This window comes from Micromonospora chaiyaphumensis, assembly GCF_900091435.1.
In the GTDB taxonomy this organism is placed as follows: domain Bacteria; phylum Actinomycetota; class Actinomycetes; order Mycobacteriales; family Micromonosporaceae; genus Micromonospora; species Micromonospora chaiyaphumensis.
Map to the genome: position 1 here is coordinate 529,705 of NZ_FMCS01000004.1, position 19,523 is coordinate 549,227.

At 74.7% G+C, this 19,523-nt stretch carries 16 protein-coding genes; 7 read left to right on the forward strand and 9 right to left on the reverse strand.

Translation table 11 applies throughout. From position 1 onward, the window contains the following. The first annotated feature begins 17 nt into the window (after positions 1 to 17). A complete protein-coding gene (locus GA0070214_RS14510; RefSeq protein ID WP_091262989.1) occupies positions 18 to 3,290 on the forward strand; it encodes a lamin tail domain-containing protein in 3,273 nt (1,090 codons plus the stop codon). A gap of 32 nt (positions 3,291 to 3,322) precedes the next feature. Here the strand turns inward: GA0070214_RS14510 and GA0070214_RS14515 are convergent, their stop codons facing one another. Then, positions 3,323 to 3,895: a helix-turn-helix transcriptional regulator gene (locus GA0070214_RS14515; protein ID WP_091262991.1), complete on the reverse strand. Its 573-nt coding sequence runs from the start codon at positions 3,893 to 3,895 to the stop codon at positions 3,323 to 3,325. Between the two features lie 511 nt (positions 3,896 to 4,406). On the opposite strand from GA0070214_RS14515, the gene GA0070214_RS14520 reads away from it, so the two are divergent. Next, positions 4,407 to 4,940 carry an RNA polymerase sigma factor gene (locus GA0070214_RS14520; protein ID WP_091262993.1) on the forward strand — a complete coding sequence of 178 codons (534 nt, stop codon included), beginning with the start codon at positions 4,407 to 4,409 and terminating at the stop codon, positions 4,938 to 4,940. Positions 4,941 to 4,942: 2 nt separating this feature from the next. Beyond that, positions 4,943 to 6,103, forward strand: a complete 1,161-nt coding sequence (locus tag GA0070214_RS14525; RefSeq protein WP_091262995.1) for a hypothetical protein — start codon at positions 4,943 to 4,945, stop codon at positions 6,101 to 6,103. Here GA0070214_RS14525 and hemB read toward each other — a convergent pair. From hemB to GA0070214_RS14550, 5 genes are read right to left on the reverse strand one after another with little or no spacing between them, the layout of a single operon-like run. Continuing rightward, positions 6,097 to 7,080 carry a porphobilinogen synthase gene (hemB, locus tag GA0070214_RS14530; RefSeq protein WP_091262998.1) on the reverse strand — a complete coding sequence of 328 codons (984 nt, stop codon included), beginning with the start codon at positions 7,078 to 7,080 and terminating at the stop codon, positions 6,097 to 6,099. The two genes, GA0070214_RS14525 and hemB, sit on opposite strands and share 7 nt — an antisense overlap. Positions 7,081 to 7,093: 13 nt before the next feature. Then, positions 7,094 to 8,674 (reverse strand): bifunctional uroporphyrinogen-III C-methyltransferase/uroporphyrinogen-III synthase, encoded by a 1,581-nt coding sequence (locus GA0070214_RS14535; protein ID WP_091263000.1) that lies wholly within the window; start codon positions 8,672 to 8,674, stop codon positions 7,094 to 7,096. Then, positions 8,671 to 9,639 (reverse strand): hydroxymethylbilane synthase, encoded by a 969-nt coding sequence (gene hemC / locus GA0070214_RS14540; RefSeq protein ID WP_091263002.1) that lies wholly within the window; start codon positions 9,637 to 9,639, stop codon positions 8,671 to 8,673. The genes GA0070214_RS14535 and hemC overlap by 4 nt, the downstream gene beginning before the upstream one ends. Next, positions 9,636 to 10,997 carry a glutamyl-tRNA reductase gene (locus tag GA0070214_RS14545; protein WP_091263005.1) on the reverse strand — a complete coding sequence of 454 codons (1,362 nt, stop codon included), beginning with the start codon at positions 10,995 to 10,997 and terminating at the stop codon, positions 9,636 to 9,638. The genes hemC and GA0070214_RS14545 overlap by 4 nt, the downstream gene beginning before the upstream one ends. After that, positions 10,994 to 11,731 (reverse strand): redox-sensing transcriptional repressor Rex, encoded by a 738-nt coding sequence (locus GA0070214_RS14550; RefSeq protein WP_091263007.1) that lies wholly within the window; start codon positions 11,729 to 11,731, stop codon positions 10,994 to 10,996. Before GA0070214_RS14550 ends, GA0070214_RS14545 begins: the two co-directional genes overlap by 4 nt. A 391-nt stretch (positions 11,732 to 12,122) precedes the next feature. On the opposite strand from GA0070214_RS14550, the gene GA0070214_RS14555 reads away from it, so the two are divergent. Then, the gene (locus GA0070214_RS14555) at positions 12,123 to 13,427 is read left to right on the forward strand and encodes a sensor histidine kinase (protein ID WP_091263009.1); all 1,305 of its coding nucleotides are present in this window, start codon (positions 12,123 to 12,125) and stop codon (positions 13,425 to 13,427) included. Positions 13,428 to 13,525: 98 nt separating this feature from the next. Continuing rightward, positions 13,526 to 14,188 carry a response regulator gene (locus GA0070214_RS14560; RefSeq protein WP_091263139.1) on the forward strand — a complete coding sequence of 221 codons (663 nt, stop codon included), beginning with the start codon at positions 13,526 to 13,528 and terminating at the stop codon, positions 14,186 to 14,188. 15 nt (positions 14,189 to 14,203) lie between these two features. Here the strand turns inward: GA0070214_RS14560 and GA0070214_RS14565 are convergent, their stop codons facing one another. The 3 genes from GA0070214_RS14565 to GA0070214_RS14575 are packed head-to-tail and all read right to left on the reverse strand — an operon-like array spanning position 14,204 to position 16,748. After that, a complete protein-coding gene (locus tag GA0070214_RS14565) occupies positions 14,204 to 14,851 on the reverse strand; it encodes an HAD family hydrolase (RefSeq protein ID WP_091263011.1) in 648 nt (215 codons plus the stop codon). A gap of 21 nt (positions 14,852 to 14,872) precedes the next feature. Beyond that, entirely contained in the window at positions 14,873 to 15,127 is a 255-nt protein-coding gene (locus GA0070214_RS14570) for a glutaredoxin family protein (protein WP_091263013.1), read from the reverse strand. After that, positions 15,117 to 16,748, reverse strand: a complete 1,632-nt coding sequence (locus tag GA0070214_RS14575; RefSeq protein WP_208602758.1) for an AMP-binding protein — start codon at positions 16,746 to 16,748, stop codon at positions 15,117 to 15,119. Before GA0070214_RS14575 ends, GA0070214_RS14570 begins: the two co-directional genes overlap by 11 nt. 619 nt (positions 16,749 to 17,367) lie before the next feature. On the opposite strand from GA0070214_RS14575, the gene GA0070214_RS14580 reads away from it, so the two are divergent. Further along, the gene (locus GA0070214_RS14580) at positions 17,368 to 18,348 is read left to right on the forward strand and encodes an ECF subfamily RNA polymerase sigma factor, BldN family (RefSeq protein WP_091263143.1); all 981 of its coding nucleotides are present in this window, start codon (positions 17,368 to 17,370) and stop codon (positions 18,346 to 18,348) included. 293 nt (positions 18,349 to 18,641) lie between these two features. Beyond that, positions 18,642 to 19,490 carry a DUF5667 domain-containing protein gene (locus tag GA0070214_RS14585; protein WP_091263015.1) on the forward strand — a complete coding sequence of 283 codons (849 nt, stop codon included), beginning with the start codon at positions 18,642 to 18,644 and terminating at the stop codon, positions 19,488 to 19,490. Positions 19,491 to 19,523: the final 33 nt, after the last annotated feature.

Below are 19,523 nucleotides of genomic sequence, written 5' to 3' on the forward strand. Positions count from 1 at the left end.
CCCATCGTGGAGGCTCCATGCGCACGCGCCGCACCTTCGCCGCGCTCGCGACCACCGCCGCCGTCTCCGTCACGGCCATCGGGATCGCACCCCCCGCGGCCAGCGCCGCGCCCACCGACCTGTTCATCTCCGAGTACGTCGAAGGCTCGTCCAACAACAAGGCCGTCGAGCTCTACAACGGCACCGGCGCGCCGATCGACCTGGCCGCCGCCGGCTACCAGCTCCAGCTCTTCTTCAACGGCGCCACCACCTCGACGAACGTGCCGCTGACCGGCACCGTCGCATCCGGTGACGCCTTCGTCTTCGCCGCCTCGACGGCCGCGCCGGCGATCCTCGCCCAGGCCGACCAGACCTACGGCGGCTCGCTCTACAACGGCGACGACGCGATCGTGCTGCGCAAGGGCACCACGGTGGTCGACTCGATCGGCCAGGTCGGCGTCGACCCGGGCAGCGAGTGGGGCACCGGGCTCACGAGCACGGCCGACAACACGCTGCGCCGGCTGCCCTCGGTGAGCGCCGGTGACACCGACCCGGCGAACGCCTTCGACCCGGCCGTGCAGTGGGAGGGCTTCGCCACCGACACCTTCGACGGGCTGGGCAGCCACCGCATCGACGACGGCGGCCCGGTCGACCAGGCCCCGACGCTGACCTGCGGCGGCACGCTGACCCTGGAGGCGGGCGCCACCGCCACCCGCGAGGTCACCGCCACCGACGCCGACGACACCGTCACCGACCTCGCGGTCACCGCGGTCACCCCGGCGCCGGCGAGCGGCTCGATCAGCCGTACCGCGTTCACGCCGGCCGCCGCGGCCGGTGGCACGGCCACCGCCACGCTGACCGCCACCGGCCTCCCGGCCGGCGCCTACTCGGTCACCGTCACCTCGACCGACGCCGAGGGCGGCACCGCGACCTGCACCCTGACCGTGCAGGCCACCGCCGTGCTGTCGGTGGGCGAGGTGCAGGGCCGCACCGGTGACGACGAGGACGGCCGCACCGACCGGTCGCCGTTCGCCCCGGCCAGCGGCAACGGCACCAGCTCCATGCTCTACGACGTGCGCGGTGTGATCACCCAGAAGTCGCTGACCCGCACCTCGGCCGGCGCCGACCAGTGGGGCTTCTACCTGCAGAGCCGCACCGGCTCCGAGGACGGCGACGCGCTCACCTCGGACGGCATCTTCGTCTTCATGGGCTCCTTCACCACGCTGATCGGCGGCTACGCCCCGACCGTCGGCGACGAGGTGGTGCTGCGCGGCCGGGTCTCCGAGTACTTCAACCAGACCCAGCTCTCCAGCGCCTCCCTGGTGCGCAAGCTCGACTCCGGGCTGGACGTGGACACCGCCGTCCGCGTGGACGACGCCCGGCCGCCGGCCGACGCTGCCGCCGCCGGCCGGTTCTGGGAGCGACACGAGGGCGAGCGGATGCGCGTCCGATCCGGCAGCGGGGTTTCCGCCCCGCGGCACATCTTCGCGTCCACCCTGGACTCCGAGGTCTACGTGCTGGACCGCGAGGACCCGATCATGAAGCGGTCCGACCCGTACGCCCGCCGGGTGTTCCGGGACGCGCACCCGCTGGACGACATCCCCGGCACGCTCTTCGACAACGGCAACTACCAGCGGATCCTGCTGGGTGCCGGCGGCGTCAAGGCGACCGCCGCGGACTCGACCGCGCTGCTGCCCGAGGCCCGCACCTTCGACACGCTGACCGAGGACGCCTACGGCGCCATCTCGTACGCGTTCAGCAAGTACAGCGTGCAGCCCGAGCAGCTCACGCTGACCGGCGGCGCGGACCCGGCGGAGAACAGCCCGCCGCGGCCGGCCGACCGGGGCAGCGAGGTCGCGGTCGCCACCTACAACGTGGAGAACCTGTACGACTACCGCGACGACCCGTTCGACGGCTGTGACTTCACCGGCAACTCGGGCTGCCCGGGCGTGAGCCCGCCGTTCGACTACGTGCCGGCCAGCGAGGCGGCGTACACCGAGAAGCTGGGTGTGCAGGCGCGGCAGATCACCGGTGCCCTGCACAGCCCGGACCTGGTGCTCGTGCAGGAGGCCGAGGACCAGGACATCTGCACGGTGGCCGACGGCAAGCTGGTCTGCGGTGACACGAACAACGCCGACGGCGCGCCGGACACCGTCCAGGAGCTGGCGCTGGCCATCGCGGCGGCCGGCGGTCCCGCCTACGCGGCGGCGTACGACCGGACCGGCGCGGACGCCCGGGGCATCGCCTCGGCGTTCCTCTACCGCACCGACCGGCTGACGCTGGCCGAGGCGAACGCCGCCGACCCGCTGCTGGGCTCGGCGCCGACCGTGCAGTACCGCTCGGCGGCGCTGCCGTCGAACGCGGACGTGCAGAACCCGAAGGGGTTCAACGCCGTGCTGCCGGCCGACGTGGACCGCTCGACCGGCGTGGACGGCAGCAACGTCTACACCCGGGCCGTCCAGCTGGCCAAGTTCACCGTGGCGGCGGCGCCCGGCTCGGCGGAGCACTTCACGCTGTGGGCGGCCACCAACCACTTCTCGTCCGGTCCGGACACCCGGGTCGGGCAGCGGCGGGAGCAGGCCGCGTACGGGGCGGCGCTCGTGCAGGCCGTCGAGGCGGCCGACCCGAACGCGCGGGTGATCTACGGCGGTGACCTGAACGTCTTCCCGCGTCCGGACGACCCGATCGCCACGGCCGCGAACCCGACCCCGTCGGACCAGCTCGCCCCGCTGTACCAGGCCGGCCTGCACAACCTGTGGGACGACCTGGTGGCGGACGTGCCGGCTGCGGCGTACTCGTACACGTACGACGGGCAGGCGCAGACGTTGGACAACCTCTTCGTCAACGACGCGCTGCACGCGGACCTCGTGCAGGTACGCACGGCGCACATCAACGCCGACTACCCCACCGACGCCGAGGGCCTGGGCGACCGGGGCGCCAGCGACCACGACCCGCAGGTGGCGAGGTTCCGCTCCCGCGCGTCGCTGAGCGTCTCCGACGCCGCCGTCGCCGAGGGCGACAAGGGCGACACCACCATGACCTTCACGGTGACCGTCTCCCGCCCGCTCTCGGAGCCGGCCCTCATCTGCGCCACCACCTACGGCACCACGGCGCAGGCCGGGTCGGACTACGACCCGTACGTGGGCTGCAAGACCCTGGCCGCCGGCCAGACCTCGCTGACCTTCCCGGTGACCGTGCGCGGTGACCGGAAGCGCGAGGCGGACGAGCAGCTCAAGCTGTACGTGGCGGGCGTGCCGGGCCTCCGGCTCGCCGACGTGAGCGGCATCGGCACCATTCGCAACGACGACTGACAGCGGCACCGCGAAGCGGCCCGTCGTCCGGCTCACCAGCCGGACGGCGGGCCGTTGCGGTAGCCGCACCGCTGCGGGTCGGGCGGCGGCGCCACGCCGCGGTACTTGGCCACGCGCACCTCCCACTGACTGCGCCGGCGGAGGGCGTCGCGGTATGCCCGGTCCCGGTAGAAGGTCTCCGGCGGGCGGGCCAGCCCGTAGAGATCGGCCCACCACTCCCCCGGCTCCGGGTCGGCGATCACGTCCAGGTGGGACGGATATCGTCGCTCGGCGCCGTCGCGCAGGTCGTCGCGGTCCCGCATCGGCGCCAGCACACGGCCGAACTCGTCGACCACGGCGAGCCGGAACCCGGCCACGCCGATGATCCGACGCAGCATGGTGATGCTCGGGGTCAGGGTGCCGGCCTCGATCCGCCCGATGGTCGTGGGGTGCACCCGGGCGACCCGGGCGAGTTCCCGCTGGCTCACGTCGGCCCGGCGGCGGACCGCGCGGACGATGCCCGAAGCGGGCCACGGGATGTCGAAGGGCTCGGTGAGCATCGTGGGCGGCTCGACAGGTTCATCGGCCGCGACCGGCGGCTCGCCAGGAGTGTCCAGGGCGCTCATGGACCCAGGGTCTTTCCGCGCGCCCGAAGGCGGCAACCCCGACCGGTCCGGCTGTGGACAACCGCGCCGCCTGTGGACAGGTCGCGCCTCGCCGGCGGCCTGTGCCATCACCTGCCCGCAGGACAGGAGACCGTGACCGAGCGTGAGGAAGGTGGTGCGTCACCCAACGTGACCCGCCCTGGCCGCCCGTCAGAGCAACTGCGGCTGAAGGAAGCCACCAATATGGACAAGAGAAGGCGCGTTCGCGGCGACAAGCCCGCCCTCCCCACCCCGCTTTGCTCTGCAGCCAGATACGCACCGGGCACGGACGGTTGCCGCTGCGCCGATGGCTGCAGAGCAAAGCGAGCGAGGGCGGGGGTCGGGGTCGCGCATGTTCGGTACGCAGAGTGACGATGGGCGGCCACGTGTACTGAGGCAGGGCGCCGAGGCAACCGGCTCGGATGCGGGTACCGGCCGCTCCGTCCTTGCGAGGAGCCGGGAACGAAACCCGCCCCCGGAGCGTGTACCGGACATGGGAAGCCACCTCTCGGCCCCGCCCGGTCCGCCGGACGTGCTGCCACGCGACCGCGACACGTCCCCGCACCTGCCGTTCGAGCAGTTCTACCGGGACCAGGTGGACCGGATCCACCGCGCGCTCGCGCTGGCCGTCGGGGACAGCGCGGTGGCCCGAGAGGCGACCGACGAGGCGATGACCCGGGCGTACGCCCGGTGGGACCGGGTGCGCCGGCTGGACAACCCGGGCGGCTGGGTCTTCCGGGTCGGGCTGAACTGGGCCACCTCGTGGTGGCGGAAGGTGCGCCGGGAACGGCCACCGGCCGAGGACCGGCACCCGGCGACAGCCGCCCCTGATCCCGCCGGGCTGGCCGCCCGGTCCGCCCTGGAGCGGTTGCCTGCCGGCCAGCGCACCGTCATCGTCTGCCGGGTGCTGCTGGACCTCTCCACCGCCGAGACCGCCGCCGTGCTGGACCTGACCGAGGGCACCGTCCGCAGCCGCCTCTCCCGGGGGCTGGCCGAGCTGCGGGCCACGCTGGCCGAGGAGGAGTGACCGTGGACGTACCCGAGGACCTGGCCGAGCTGGTCCACCGCGCTGCTCGCGCGACCGCGCCGTACCCGGCGGATCTGGCGGATCTACGCCGGCGGGCCCGGGCCCGCCGGCACCGGCGGGCCCGGACGGCCGTGGTGGGCCTGGTGGTCCTGGTCGCGCTCACCGGTGGCGCCGTGCCGCTGCTCGTCGGCGAGCATCGGCCGGCCGCACCGCTGGCCACGCCGTCGCCCTTGCCGTCGCCGTCCGCTCCCAGCTCACCGCCGACCCCTGCGCCGGCGCAGCGGCTGCTGCTCAGCGGCGATGGCGGCACCGTTCGACCGCACCCGACCGGCCCGGAGATCGGTCTGGTCAGCGGCGTCGCGGACGAGCTGCGCAGCGACGGCTCGGTCGTCACGCACCGGGTGCCTGCCGGCTGGCAGGAGACCGTGGCGCTGCCCGACGGACGGCTGGTCGGCCTCAAGCTCACCGACCTCATGCCCGGCGTGCGGCGGACGGACGGCCCGGACGTGGCGGGCCTCTCCGTCAAGCTCATGGTGCTCAGCGCCGACGGACGCGTCGAGGTCGGCCGGGAGATCCGGGTCCGGGGCCAGGCCCTCGGACTGGCCGGCGCCGACGCACGGTACGCCTACCTGGTCCGGGACGGAGTGGGCCTGGTGTCTCACGAGCTGACCACCGGCCGGGAGAAGACCCTGATCCGGGTGCCGACGAAGGTCGACGGCGAGCTGCCGTTCCGCGACGCCGACGTGACGGCCGCCCGCGTGGTGTCGGTGACCGGCCCGGCCGACCTGACCCGCTGCCAGCTCGACGTGCGCCGGCTGGCCGGTGGGAGCCGGCTGTCGCGGCTGACGGTGGCCGGCGAGTGCGCCCCGTCGGTCCGGCTCTCCCCGGACGGCAACCTCGTCGCGGTCCCCTACCGCCGCCCGAGCGGTCGGAACCTCGACTACCGGCTGGCGATCCTGGACACGGCTACCGGCCAGCTCCGGGCCGACCAGCCGCTCGGGACGGCCAGCCCGGCCTACGGCCTGGCGGGCGGCGGGACGTGGGGTGCCGCCTGGGTCGACGACACCACCGTCCGCGTGGTGTGGGCGCAGCTACCGGACCCACCCCGGAAGGTCTACCGCGTGGCGGAGCTGGCCCGGGTGGTGACCGTCGACGTTCAGTAGCGCTGGCGGAGAAGCTGGGCCGCCTCGACCGCCCAGTAGGTGAGGATGATCTGCGCGCCGGCCCGGCGGATCGAGGTCAGCGTCTCCAGGATGGTCCGCTCGCGGTCGATCCAGCCGTTCGCGGCGGCCGCCTCGACCATCGCGTACTCGCCGGAGACCTGGTAGGCGGCGACCGGGACGTCGACCGCGGCTCGGACGGCCGCCACCACGTCGAGGTAGGGCAGGGCCGGCTTGACCATCACCATGTCGGCGCCCTCGGCCACGTCCAGCTCGACCTCGCGCAGGGACTCCCGCAGGTTCGCCGGGTCCTGCTGGTAGGTGCGCCGGTCGCCCTCCAGGGCCGACTCGACGGCGTCGCGGAACGGGCCGAAGAAGGCCGAGGCGTACTTGACGGCGTACGCGAGCACCGAGACGTCCTGGTGCCCGGCGGCGTCCAGGGCCCGGCGGACCACGCCGACCTGGCCGTCCATCATCCCGGAGGGCCCGACCATGTGGACCCCGGCGTCGGCCTGGGCGACCGCCATCCGGGCGTACTCGGTGAGGGTGGCGTCGTTGTCCACGGCGCCGTCGGGGGTGAGCACCCCGCAGTGCCCGTGCGAGGTGAACTCGTCCAGGCAGAGGTCACTCATCACCACGGTGGCGTCGCCGACCTCGGCGATCACGTCCCGGATGGCCACGTTGAGGATGCCGTCCGGGTCGATGCCGCCCGACCCGGTCTCGTCCCGCGTCGCCGGCACCCCGAAGAGCATGATCCCACCGACCCCGGCCTGGACCGCCTCGACGGCGGCCTTGCGCAGCGAGTCCCGGGAGTGCTGGAGCACCCCCGGGAGCGACGCCACGGCCCGCGGCTCGGTCAGCCCCTCCTTGACGAACATCGGCACGACCAGCTCGGCCGGGTCGACGCGGGTCTCGGAGACCAGCCGCCGCACGGCCGCGTTGCGGCGCAGCCGGCGGGGCCGGATCTCGGGGTACGACATGAGGGGCCTCCTGTCAGCGGAACCTCAGGGCGGTCGGGCCCTGCACCTTCGAGCCCCGGCGCTGCTTGGCCGGCATGGCGGCGAGCTTCTCGCGCAGCTCGACGGCGTAGGCGGCGAGCGCCTCCACCAGGTCGGGCACCGAGGCGTGCGGCGGCTGCACGTCGACCCGCAGGCCGAACTCCGTGGCGGTCTCCGCCGTCTTGGGCCCGATAACGGCAACAACGGTACGCGCGTGCGGCTTCCCGGCGATGCCGACCAGGTTCCGGACGGTCGAGGACGAGGTGAAGAGCACCGCGTCGAACCCGCCCGACTTGATCGCGTCGCGGATCTCGGCGGGCGGCGGCGCGGCCCGGACGGTCCGGTACGCGGTCACGTCGTCGACCTCCCAGCCCCGCTCGGTGAGGCCGGCGGCCAGGGTCTCGGTGGCGATGTCGGCGCGCGGCAGCAGCACCCGGCCGACCGGGTCGAGGATCTCGTCGTGCGGCGAGAACTCGGCCAGCAGGCCCTCGGAGGACTGCTCCCCGGAGGGGATCAGCTCCGGCTGGATGCCGAAGGCACGGACCGCCTCGGCGGTGGCCTCGCCGATGCAGGCGATCTTGACGCCGCCGAAGTGGCGGGCGTCCAGGCCGTGCTCGGCGAACTTCTCCCAGACCGCCCGGACCGCGTTCACCGAGGTGAAGATCACCCAGGCGTACCGGCCGTCGACCAGGCCCTTGACCGCCCGCTCCATCTGGGCGGGGGTGCGCGGCGGCTCGACCGCGATGGTCGGCACCTCGCAGGGGATCGCCCCGTACGCCCGCAGCCGCGCGCTCATGGCGCCGGCCTGCTCCTTGGTCCGGGGTACGAGCACCTTCCAGCCGTACAGCGGGCGGTTCTCCCACCAGCTCAGCTTGTCGCGGTCGGAGACGCCCGCGCCCACGGTGAGCACGACCCGGCCGGTGAAGCCGAGCGCCGCCGCGACGAAGGAGTCCACGGTCGACGTGGTGGTGTACTGCGTCTCGCCGGTGCCGTCGCCGGTCACCGCGACGGGGGTGGCGCCGTCCACACCGGCGGCCAGCAGGCCGTCCCGGACGGCGGCCAGGTCACCGGCGTCCACCGCGACGGCCAGGGAGCCCCGGGCCACGGCCGCGGCCAGCGCGTCGAAGTCCAGCGTGGTGACGTCCTCGACGTCGGCGGCGGTGCGTACCCCGGGCAGCGGCACGCCGGCGTAGGTGGCCACGCCCTCGGCCTGGCCGACGCCCGGCACCACCTCGAAGTGCGCGGCGGTACGCGCGACCGCCTGCACCTCCTTGACCACCGAGTCGTGGCCGAACGGGTCACCGGCGACCAGGTGCACGGCGTTCTGGCCGGACCGGGCCGCGGAGATCAGCACCTTCGCCACGTCCCCCGGCACACCCTCGGCGGGGCTGAACTCGGCGTCGGGCCTGGCCTGGGCGCGGACGTGCTCGAGCAGCGACTCGGGGACTCCCCGGTCGTACACCACCTGGTCGGCGTCGACCAGGGCGTCCAGCGCCCGGCGGGTCAGCAGGCCCGGGTCGCCGGGACCGGCCCCGACGAACGCGATCCGGCCTACGGGCTTACGGGTGCGGGTCATTCTGTGCTCCCAAATTGCTGGGTCCCCGGGCCGGCGTGTCCTTCTTGGCCGAGGATCGAGTCGGCGCCGAGTTCGAGGAGTTCGGCGGCGAGTGCCTTGCCGATCTCCGCCGCGTCGGCGGGCGTTCCGGTGCGGGACAGCCGGAGGTCACGGGTGCCGTCCGGGCTGATCACCGCCCCGCGCAGGTAGATCTCTTCGCCGGCGTCACCCTCGGCGAGTTCGCCGTAGGCGGCGACAGGCGCGCTGCACCCGGCCTCCAGGGTGGCCAGCAGTGCCCGCTCCGCGACGACCGCGGCGCGGGACGGTGCGTGGTCGAGCACGCCGAGCAGCTCGACCAGGTCCTGATCGTCGATCCGGCACTCCACGGCCAGCGCACCCTGGGCGGGCGCGGGCAGCATCAGCATCGGATCGAGCGTCTCGGTGATCGCGTCGGTGCGGCCGAGGCGGGCGAGCCCGGCCCGGGCCAGCACGACCGCGTCGAGGTCGGCCTCCGGGCCGAGCACCCGGCCGAGGCGGGTGTCGACGTTGCCCCGGATCGGGGTGACCTCCAGCTGCATGCCGAGGGCGTGCAGCTGGGCGATGCGGCGCAGCGCGCCGGTGCCGACCCGCGCGCCGGGCGGCAGCTCGGCGAGGGTGCGGCCGTCCTTGGCGACCAGCGCGTCCCGCGGGTCCTGCCGGGTCGGCACGGCCGCGATGTGCAGGCCGGGCGCCCCCGCGGTGGGCAGGTCCTTGTACGAGTGGACGGCGAAGTCGATCTCCCGCGCGGTCAGCGCGTCGCGCAGCGCGGAGACGAAGACGCCGACGCCGAGCCGGTGCACCGGGGCCGTGGAGCGGTCGCCGGCGGTCACCACCTCGACCAGCTCGACCGGGCGGCCGGTGGCCGCGGTGAGCGCCTCGGCGACGTGGCCGGACTGGGCCATCGCCAGGGCGCTGCCCCGGGTGCCGAGGCGCAGGGGGGCGGTCATCGCGCACCTCCGGTGTGCGGGGTGGTGTCGGCCGGCAGGGCGATCTCGGCTTCCACCACGTCGGGGACGGTGTCGACCGGGGAGGTCTGCGGCACCTCGAGGTCGAACAGCTCTCGCAGCAGGGCGGCGTACTGGTCGCCGCCGGGCTCGGCCGCGAGCTGGCGGACCCGGACGGTGGGCTGGTGCAGCAGCCGCTGCACGACCCGGTGCACGGTGCGGGCGACCTCGGCGCGCTGGTCGTCGGTGAGGTCCGGACGGCGCTGGGCCAGCCGGCGCAGCTCGGCGGTGACCACGTCGTCGGCGCGCCCGCGCAGGGCCGCCACGGTGGGGGCCACGTCGGCGCCGCGCAGCCAGCTCAGGAACGCCTCGACCTCGCCGGCCACGATCCGGGCCACCTCGGCGGCGTCGGCCGCGGCCGGGCCGTCGGCGAGGATCGCCGCCATCCGGTCGATGTCGATCACCTCGACGCCGGGCAGCTCGGCGACGCCCTCCTCGACGTCGCGCGGGACGGCGAGGTCGAGGAGGACCAGCGGGCCGCGATCGGCGTCCCGGCGGGCCAGTGCCCGGGTCACCACGTCGCGGGTGAGCACCGCCTCGGTGGCCGCGGTGGCGGCCACCACGATGTCCACTGTGGTGAGGGCGTCGACCAGCCCGGTCATCGGTACGGCGGTGGCGCCGTAGGACTCGGCCAGCCGGACGGCGCGCTCGGCGCCCCGGTTGGTGACGGTGAGCGGGCCGGCGCCCAGCCGGGAGAGGGTGGCCACGCCCAGCGAGCCCATCGCCCCCGCGCCGACCACCATGGCGGGCCGGCCGGCGAGGTCGCCGTCGAGCAGGTCGGCGGCCAGGTCGAGGGCGGCGGTGACCACGCTCTGCCCGGCCCGGTCGATGTTGGTCTCGGCGTGCGCGCGCTTGCCCACGCGCAGGGCCTGCTGCATCAGCTCGTGCAGCAGCCGGCCGGCCGAGTCGGCGCCGCTGGCCGAGTGGTAGGCGTCGCGGAGCTGCCCGAGGATCTGCGCCTCGCCGACGACCATCGAGTCCAGCCCGGTGGCGACCCGGAAGACGTGGTCCACGGCGGCGGCGTCGTAGTGCACGTAGAGGTGGGTGGCGAGCGCCGCCGGCGGGGCGCCGGCCTGCTCGGCCAGGACCGCGCAGATGTCGCCGAGGCCGCCGTGGAAGCCGGTGACGGCCGCGTACACCTCGACGCGGTTGCAGGTGGAGACGAGGACGGCCTCGGCGACGTACGGCTGGGCGACCAGGCGGTCCAGGGTGCGGGTGAGATCCGCGGGCGGGACCGCCAGCTGCTCCAGCGTGGCGACCGGGGCGGTGCGGTAGGACGCGCCGACGACGAGCAGTTTCACGTGCCGATCGCCTCCTGGGTGTCGGTGGCGGCGAGCCCGCCGGGAAGCGCGGTCAGCGACGCCTTGCGGTGCTCGTGGAAGGAGAGGATCTGCAGCTCGATCGCGAGATCGACCTTGCGCACGTCGACCCCCTCCGGAACCGAGAGTACGCACGGCGCGAAGTTGAGGATGCTCGTCACGCCGACGGCCACGAGCTGATCCGCGACCGCCTGGGCGGCCGGCGCCGGGGTGGCTATCACGCCGATCGAGATCGACTCCTCGACGGCGACCCGGGCCAGGTCGTCGACGTGCCGGACGACCAGCCCGTTGATCTCCTCGCCGACGCGGGACGGGTCGGCGTCGAAGAGCGCGGCGATCCGGAAGCCGCGGCTGGCGAAGCCGTCGTAGCCGGCCAGGGCGTGACCGAGGTTACCCACGCCGACCAGCGCGACGGAGCGGCACTGGGTGAGGCCGAGCACCGACTCGATCTGCTCGATCAGCAGCGTGACGTCGTAGCCGACGCCCCGGGTGCCGTACGAGCCGAGGTGGGAGAGGTCCTTGCGGAGCTTCGCCGAGTTGACGCCCGCGGCGTTGGCCAGCCCCTCGCTGGAGACCGTCTCGTGGCCGGTGTCGGCGAGCGCGTGCAGGGCGCGGAGGTATTCCGGGAGCCGCGCGACGGTCGCCTCGGGCAGGTCCGGGAGCGCCGGTACGGCACCGGCGCGGCCGGGCGCGCCTGGGTGACGGTGCTGACTCATGAGACTCCGTGCGGTGCGATCCTCGACCAGCGACGGTGGCCGGTCGTTCCGGGACTCCCGCTGGCGACCGATGTTGCCGGCTGTGCTAGCAGGGCGCGTCGGAACTACAGAGTAGGCGCTTGTGAAGAGGTGCACAAATCGCGATCTTGCTCGGTCGCGACGCGCCTCCACCTGCTCCTCCATTCCCACAAGATCGATAGACGGAGCTCCCTCGGCGCCGCGGGGCGATTATTGCTCAATCCCGACTTCTCTGACCAATCGCGCGCGCTCGGTAGCGGTGTGTCACCGTCGGGGAGAGGCGCGAGTCACGTCCGGCGGTAGGGAGAACCCCACCCCGGAGAGGCCCGCGCACGGGATGGGTCGGGCCCGTCCCGGCCCATAGCCTCGGAGCATGACCGCCGTACCGCTGGCCACCGCGCCCGCCCCCACCACACCCGTCCGGGGTCTCGTCCGCCAACTCCTGCGCGACTCCGGCTACGTGCTCTTCAGCCTCCCGCTGGCGCTGGTCGGCTTCGTGCTGGCCGTGGCGGGGATCTCACTCACCGCCGGTCTGCTGGTCACCACGCTCGGGCTGCCGGTCCTCGCCGGCACCCTGTACGCGGCGCGGGGGCTGGCCGACCTGGAGCGGCTGCGGCTGCCCGCCGTGCTGCGCCAGCCCCGGGTCCGCCCGGTCTACCTGGCGCCCGAGCGGGGCGCGGGCTTCTGGCGGCGGGTCCTCACCCCGATGCGCGACCCGCAGTCGTGGCTCGACCTGCTGCACGCCTTCGTCCGGCTGCTGGCGACCCTGCCCACCTTCGTGGTCGTGGTGGTCTGGTGGGCGCTGGCCCTGACCGGCACCCTCTACGGCGCGTACGACTGGGCCATCCCGCGCGGCCCTGACGACCAGGACCTCAGCCAGCTCCTCGGGATGGGGGACGGCGCCGGGGCACGGATCGCCCTGAACACCGCGATCGGGCTGTTCGCCCTGCTCACCCTGCCCCTGGTGGCCCGCGCCTGCGCCAAGATCCAGGCCGCGCTGGCGTACTCGCTGCTCACCGGGGTGGCCGAGATGCGGCAGCGGATCACCACGCTGGAGGAGCAGAAGCGGGCCGCCGCGTCCGCCGAGGCCTCCGCCCTGCGCCGGCTGGAGCGGGACATCCACGACGGCCCGCAGCAGCGCCTCGTCCGCCTCGCCATGGACCTCAGCCGGGCCCGCCAGCAGCTCGCCGCCGACCCGGAGGCGGCCCGGCGGACCCTGGACGAGGCGGTCAGCCAGACCCGGGAGACCCTCGACGAGCTGCGCGCCCTGTCCCGGGGCATCGCCCCGCCGATCCTGGTCGACCGGGGGCTGCCCAGCGCCCTGGCCGCGCTGGCCGCCCGCGCCCTGGTCCCCACCGAGCTGGTGGTCGACGACGAGCTGGGCACCGCGGCCGGGCGGCTCGACCCGGCGCTGGAGAGCACCGCGTACTTCGTGGTGGCCGAGGCGCTGACGAACGTCGCCAAGCACAGCCGGGCCGCCGCCTGCCGGGTCGAGGTGACCCGGAAGGTCGGCCGGCTGGAGATCACCGTGGTGGACGACGGGATCGGCGGCGCCCACCTGGCCAAGGGGCACGGGCTCAGCGGCATCGCCGACCGGGTCCGGGCCGCCGGCGGGACCCTTGAGGTGGCCAGCCCGACCGGCGGGCCGACCCGGATCCACGCGGAACTCCCCCGGTGAAGGCCAACGGCCATAATTCGGCCTCCGCGCCGCCAGGCGGCACTCCGGACCGAATGAAGGCCGCCCTCTGGGTCCAGGACGTGATAGACACCGGACCCATGCGGGTGGTGATCGCGGACGACGCCGTGCTGCTCCGGGAGGGGCTGGTCCGGCTGCTGACCGAGTCGGGACACGAGGTGGTGGCCGCCGTCGGTGACGGGGAGGCCCTGGTCGAGGCGGTGGTGACGCACCGGCCGGACGTCTCGGTGGTGGACGTGCGGATGCCGCCGTCGCACACCGACGAGGGGCTGCGGGCGGCCGTGGAGGCCCGCCGGCGGGTCCCGCGTACGCCGGTCCTGGTGCTCTCCCAGTACGTCGAGGTGTCGTACGCCGACGACCTGCTCGCCACCACCGGCGGCGGGGCGGGCGGTGGCGGGATCGGCTACCTGCTGAAGGACCGGGTGGCCGCGATCGACGAGTTCCTGGACGCGCTGGCCCGGGTGGCGGCCGGCGGCACGGTGCTGGACCCGGAGGTGATCAGCCAGCTCCTGGTCCGGCGCCGCCGCAACGACCCGCTGGCGGAGCTGACCCCCCGCGAGCGCGAGGTGCTCGCCCTCATGGCCGAGGGCCGCTCCAACACCGCCATCGCCCGTGCCCTGGTGGTCAGCGACGGCGCCGTCGAGAAGCACGTCCGCAACATCTTCACGAAGCTGGACCTGCCCCCGGACGCCACGAACCACCACCGCCGGGTCCTCGCGGTCCTCACCCACCTGCGCGCCTGAAGCGCCCGAGCGGGCTCAGAGCGTCTGCGCGAGGGTGACCGCCTCGGTGAGGGTGTCGGCCACGGGGTGGCCCGAGGTGCGCAGCCGGGCCGGGTCGGAGAGGCCGCCGGTGTAGAGGACGCAGCGGGCGCCCACGGAGAGCGCGGCGTCGGCGTCGTCCAGGGAATCGCCGACGAGCACCACCTGCCGGCCGTCGAGGCCCAGCTCGGCGAGGTGCTTCTCCAGCCACTCCGCCTTCGGGCCGCCGCCCACCGCGGCGCGCAGCCCGTCCACCCGGGTGAAGTGCGGCGTCAGCCCGTACGTCTGCACGGTGGGGACCAGCTCGTCGTGGAACCACATGGACAGCAGCGACTGGCTGCCCGGCCAGGCGGCGATCGCGGCGGTGGCGTCGGCGGCCAGCGCGCAACTGGTCAACCCGGCCCGGTACGCCTCGTGGAAGATCCGGTCGAGCCGGCCGAACGCCTCGTCGTCGATCGCCTGGCCGAGCATCTCGGCGTAGTAGTCGGCGATCGGGCGGCGGAACCGGACCCGGTGCTCGTCGGCGGTGACCGCCGGACCGCCGGCGCTGGCGAAGGCGACGTTGGTGGCCCGCACCACCAGGTCGAGGTCGTCGAGGAGGGTTCCGTTCCAGTCCCACACGAGGTGGTGGCGCGCAGCGGTCATCGGTGCACTGTAAGGGGCGGCTCAGAGCTGGGGAGTGGTCAGGTCCCGCAGCAGCCGGTCCTCCTCGACCCGCCAGTAGCCGTGCTCCTTGCCGTCGAGCAGCACCACGGGCAGCCGGTCGCCGTAGTCGCGCTCCAGTTCGAGGTCGCCCGTCACGTCCTTCTCGACCCAGCGGTCCCCGGTGACCGCCACCACCCGGTCGAGCGCCGCCTTCGCGTCCTCGCAGAGGTGGCAGTCGGGCCGGGTGATCAGGGTGAGCCGGGCGTCACTGGACATCGGATACCTCCGTGCGGATCTCGGTCGGCGGCGCGGGCGCGGGCACCGGGCGCGCCGCCGGACGGAGCTCGGTCTTGCGTACCTTGCCGATCGCCGAGTGGGGCAGGTCGTCGACGAACTCGACGGCGGTCGGGCACTTGAACCGGGCCAGGTTACGCGCGCAGTGGGCGAGCAGCTCCTCCGCCGTCACCGTCGAGCCGGCCGCCCGCACCACGTACGCCCCGACAGTCTCGCCGGTCCGCGGGTGCGGCACCCCCAGGACGGCCGACTCGGCCACGCCGGGATGCGCCTGGAGCACCTGCTCCACCTCGTGGGGGTAGACGTTGAAGCCGTTGACCAGGATCAGCTCGCCGAGCCGGTCGACCAGGAAGAGGTCGCCGTCGGAGTCGGCGTACGCGACGTCGCCGGTGGCCCACCAGCCGTCCGGGTCCGGGCCGCCCCGCCCGTCCGGCCAGTAGCCGTCGAACAGGTTGTCGCCACGCACCACGATCTGCCCCGGGTCGGTGCCGGCCGGGTCGTCGGAGAGGTCCAGCTCGTCGTCGTCCTCCTCGGCGGCGGGCACCCCGTCGCGCCACAGCTCCGCGCCGTCCGCCCCGACCAGGCGCAGCTCGACGCCGGGCAGCGGCCGGCCGATCGAGCCGGGCTTGGGCTCGCCCCCGACCAGGGTCGAGGTGAGCACCGGGGCGGTCTCGGTGAGCCCGTACCCGACCTGCACCGGATGCCCGGTCACCTCGGTGAAGCGCGCCCCGGCGGCCGGCGGCAGCGGCGCCGCGCCGCACACGGCGATCCGCACCGAATCCAGCGCCGCGGGCCGGTCGCCCGCCGCGTCGGCCCAGGCCAGGAACATCGACGGTACGCCCACCAGCACGCTGACCCGGTGCCGCGCGATCTCGTCCAGCGCGCCGGTCGGGCCCGGCTCGTCGACAAGCACCCCGGTCGCGCCGTGGTGCACGACGGCGCCGAGCCCGGAGTTCAGCCCGTACGCGTGGAAGAGCGGCAGGGCGAGCAGCACGGTGTCGTCGGGGCCGACCACCGGCGGGTCGATCCGGTCGACCTGGGCGTGGTTGGCGGCCAGGGCCCGGTGCGACAGCATGGCGCCCTTGGGCCGCCCCTCGGTGCCGGAGGTGTAGAGCAGGACGGCGAGGTCGTCGCCGCCCCGGGCCGGGAAGCCGGACGCCTCGTCACCGTCGGTGACCGGCGGGGCCGTGTGCACCGCGCCGAGCGCGGGCAGGTCGCCGGTGGCCACCCGGGCGGCCACCTCCGGGGCGGCGACCAGCACGGCGGCACCGGAGTCGGCGAGCACGTGCCCCAGCTCGCGGGCCGTGAAGCCCGGGTTGACCGGCACGGCCACCAGGCCGGCCCGGAGCACGGCCAGGTAGGTGACCACGAAGTCCGGGGTGTTGCCGAAGGCGATCGCCACCCGGGCGGGCCGGCCGTCCGGGGCGGACGGCGGCGCGGCGGCGGCGAGCGCGCGGGCGGTCGCGGTGACCGAGGTGTCCAGGGCCGACCAGGTCAGCGTCCGGTCGCGCCAGTGCAGCGCGGGACGGTCACCGTGGACGGCGGCCGCCCGGCGGAGCCGGTCGGCGAGGTTCGGCGCGGAGCTGTCGGCTGCGTCCTGCACGGTGGCTGAGTCTGGCACAGCCGCGTCCGCCGGGCCACGCCCGAACGGCGGGCCGTGCCGCGCGGCGGGGCACCGGCGAGCACACCGGACACGCCGGAGCAGGGTCCCCCGGACGGGACTGTCCACCCCGCCATCCGGGATTCCCGAATGTGGGAAGGTGGCCTCCACCGGTCGGCGGACGGGGTCCTCCGGGCAGCCGGAACCGGCCCGGCCCGGCCGCTGCCGCGACACGCCGAGGGCGCAAGAAAGTTGGCTCCGACCAGGACTTTCCACTCCGGACCAGGTGGTGGCGCGAAAGTCAACCACAGGCGACGGACAAGGGGTCCGCCATCTGTGCGACGCGACCGGAAATACTTCCGCTCTGTGTAACGGACTTGCCACGCGCGGGTGACGTTGGCCCTATCATCACTCGGGTCGGCTCACCCCATTTGCCGTGAGTCGACACCCCTCAGCCCGAGGAGGCCCCCGTGCCTGTGAGCGCATTGGACCAGCACCTCATGCGGACGTGCCGCCCGTCGGCCCGTCCCGGAACCGCCGCGCCCGGCCGGGGCGTACCCGGTCCCGCCGCGACGCCGCGGAGACCGGTGCGGCCCTGCCCCGCCTGGATCGGGGAGGCGCGGTGACCACCTTCGGCTACGCCGAGCGGCCGGCGGGAGTGACCGGCCCGACCCAGCGAACACCCGTCAACGAGCGCCTGGAGCCCGCTCCACGGGCCGCCGCCGACGGGATGCGCGGCCTCGCCGTCCGCGGTGAGGGGCGCCGCGTCCGCAACCGCACGCACCACAACGAGGCGCCCGCACGCCCGGCCGTGCCCGGCGGCAACGCGAAGCCGGCCGCCGGCCGGCTCGGCACCCCGTCCCGGCCGACCATGCCGGCCCAGGGCCGGCGCGGCGAGGCCGCCGCCAACAGCGAGCCCTCGGCCGCCGAGACCGCCGTGCTGCCCGCGGTGGCCGCCGGCGACACGGCGGTGCTGCCGGCCGTCCCGGCGACCGTCGCCCCGGCCACCGGCTTCCCGAGCCGCCCCGACCCGTCCGACCCGGCCACCGAGGTCTGGGCGCTGGTCGAGCGGGCGCAGGCCGGCGAGGCCGAGGCGTTCGGCCTGATCTACGACCGGTACGTCGACACCGTCTTCCGGTTCGTCTACTTCCGGGTCGGCAACCGCCAGCTCGCCGAGGACCTCACCTCCGACACGTTCCTCCGGGCGCTCAAGCGGATCGGCAGCTTCACCTGGCAGGGCCGCGACCTCGGCGCGTGGCTGGTCACCATCGCCCGCAACCTGGTCGCCGACCATTTCAAGTCCGGCCGCTACCGGCTGGAGGTGACCACCGGCGACGTGCTGGACGCCGACCGGGAGGACCGGGGGCCCGAGGGCAGCCCCGAGGCCGCGGTGGTCGAGCACATCACCAACGTCGCCCTGCTCACGGCCGTCAAGCAGCTCAACCCGGAGCAGCAGGAGTGCATCGTGCTCCGCTTCCTCCAGGGCTTCTCGGTGGCCGAGACGGCCCGCGCCATGGGCAAGAACGAGGGCGCCATCAAGGCGCTGCAGTACCGGGCCGTCCGGGCCCTGGCCCGACTGCTGCCCGACGGCTTCCAGCCCTAGACCCGACCCGCCCCACCCGCCCGGCGACCTTCGCCCGGGTGCGGGCGGACGCACCCTCCGCACCCCGGACCGCGATCACTCTTGGTGATTTCGACACCGACCGGGCCGTAACCGGCGACCGGCGCGAACCGTTTCTCCGGGTGCGACCAGTGGTTGTCCCGGCGTCCCCCGGGCCACCCGGTCCGGCGGGGTCAGGTCGGCCGTCCCGGTCGACCGTCGGCGTCACGCTGCCACCGGTCGCCGGTGACGACGACGGCCAACGCGGCCGTGACCAGCGAGAGGGGGTGCCTGCGGTGGACAGCGACCTCTTCTCCCGTCGGCGTGCCGAGCGCTTCGCGCAGCTCCTCGACGAGGCCAACGGCGGCCGGCGGCACCACGTCCGTTCCCGGTCCGACGACGAACTCACGGCGCTCGTCGCGGTGAGCCGGCGACTCACCGCCGACCGGCCCGACGTCGAGGTGGACGGCGAGTTCCGCACCGGGCTGCGGGCGATGCTCGTCGCCACGGCCGAGCGCGAGGGCGTCGCGGCCCCGGCGAAGACCGGCGTCCGTGGCTCCCTGCTGCCGGCCGTGACCGGGCGACGGGCCCGCGCGCGCGGCGCCATCCTGGTCGGTGTGGCCGCCGGCGCGGTCGCCCTCTCCGGCATCTCCGCCGCCAGCGAGAACGCGCTGCCCGGCGACGCCCTCTACGGCATGAAGCGCTCGACCGAGCGCGCCCAGCTCGCCCTGACCAGCTCCGACATCAGCCGGGGCCAGCTCTTCCTCGACTTCGCCCGGACCCGGCTCGACGAGGCCGCCACGGTCCGCGACGACCGGCTGGGCTTCAGCGCCGTGCTCGACGACATGGACGCCGACACCCGCCAGGGCGTACGCCTGCTGACCACGGTGGCCGCGCAGCGCTCCGACCCGGCGGCGCTGGACGCCGTAGACACGTTCCTCGGCGGTCAGCGCCGGGCGGTCAGCGGGCTGCTCGACCGGTCGGACCACGCCGACCGGGACCGCACCCGCCGCTCGCTGGCCCTGCTCGACGCGGCCGGCCGGCGCGCCGGCGCGCTCCGCGAGGCGATCGCCTGCGGACTGCCGGCCCCGGCCGCCAGTGACGCGCTCGGGCCCACACCGGCCACCTGCCCCAGCGACCGCTGAACTCGGGCGGAAGAGCAGTCCACGCCACACTTC

Bases quoted from the DNA above. Each gene is read 5' to 3' on its own strand.
- GA0070214_RS14510 (WP_091262989.1), top strand. From the start codon at position 18: ATGCGCACGCGCCGCACCTTCGCCGCGCTCGCGACCACCGCCGCCGTC.
- GA0070214_RS14515 (WP_091262991.1), bottom strand. From the start codon at position 3,895: ATGAGCGCCCTGGACACTCCTGGCGAGCCGCCGGTCGCGGCCGATGAA.
- GA0070214_RS14520 (WP_091262993.1), top strand. From the start codon at position 4,407: ATGGGAAGCCACCTCTCGGCCCCGCCCGGTCCGCCGGACGTGCTGCCA.
- hemB (WP_091262998.1), bottom strand. From the start codon at position 7,080: ATGTCGTACCCCGAGATCCGGCCCCGCCGGCTGCGCCGCAACGCGGCC.
- GA0070214_RS14535 (WP_091263000.1), bottom strand. From the start codon at position 8,674: ATGACCCGCACCCGTAAGCCCGTAGGCCGGATCGCGTTCGTCGGGGCC.
- hemC (WP_091263002.1), bottom strand. From the start codon at position 9,639: ATGACCGCCCCCCTGCGCCTCGGCACCCGGGGCAGCGCCCTGGCGATG.
- GA0070214_RS14550 (WP_091263007.1), bottom strand. From the start codon at position 11,731: ATGAGTCAGCACCGTCACCCAGGCGCGCCCGGCCGCGCCGGTGCCGTA.
- GA0070214_RS14555 (WP_091263009.1), top strand. From the start codon at position 12,123: ATGACCGCCGTACCGCTGGCCACCGCGCCCGCCCCCACCACACCCGTC.
- GA0070214_RS14560 (WP_091263139.1), top strand. From the start codon at position 13,526: ATGCGGGTGGTGATCGCGGACGACGCCGTGCTGCTCCGGGAGGGGCTG.
- GA0070214_RS14565 (WP_091263011.1), bottom strand. From the start codon at position 14,851: ATGACCGCTGCGCGCCACCACCTCGTGTGGGACTGGAACGGAACCCTC.
- GA0070214_RS14570 (WP_091263013.1), bottom strand. From the start codon at position 15,127: ATGTCCAGTGACGCCCGGCTCACCCTGATCACCCGGCCCGACTGCCAC.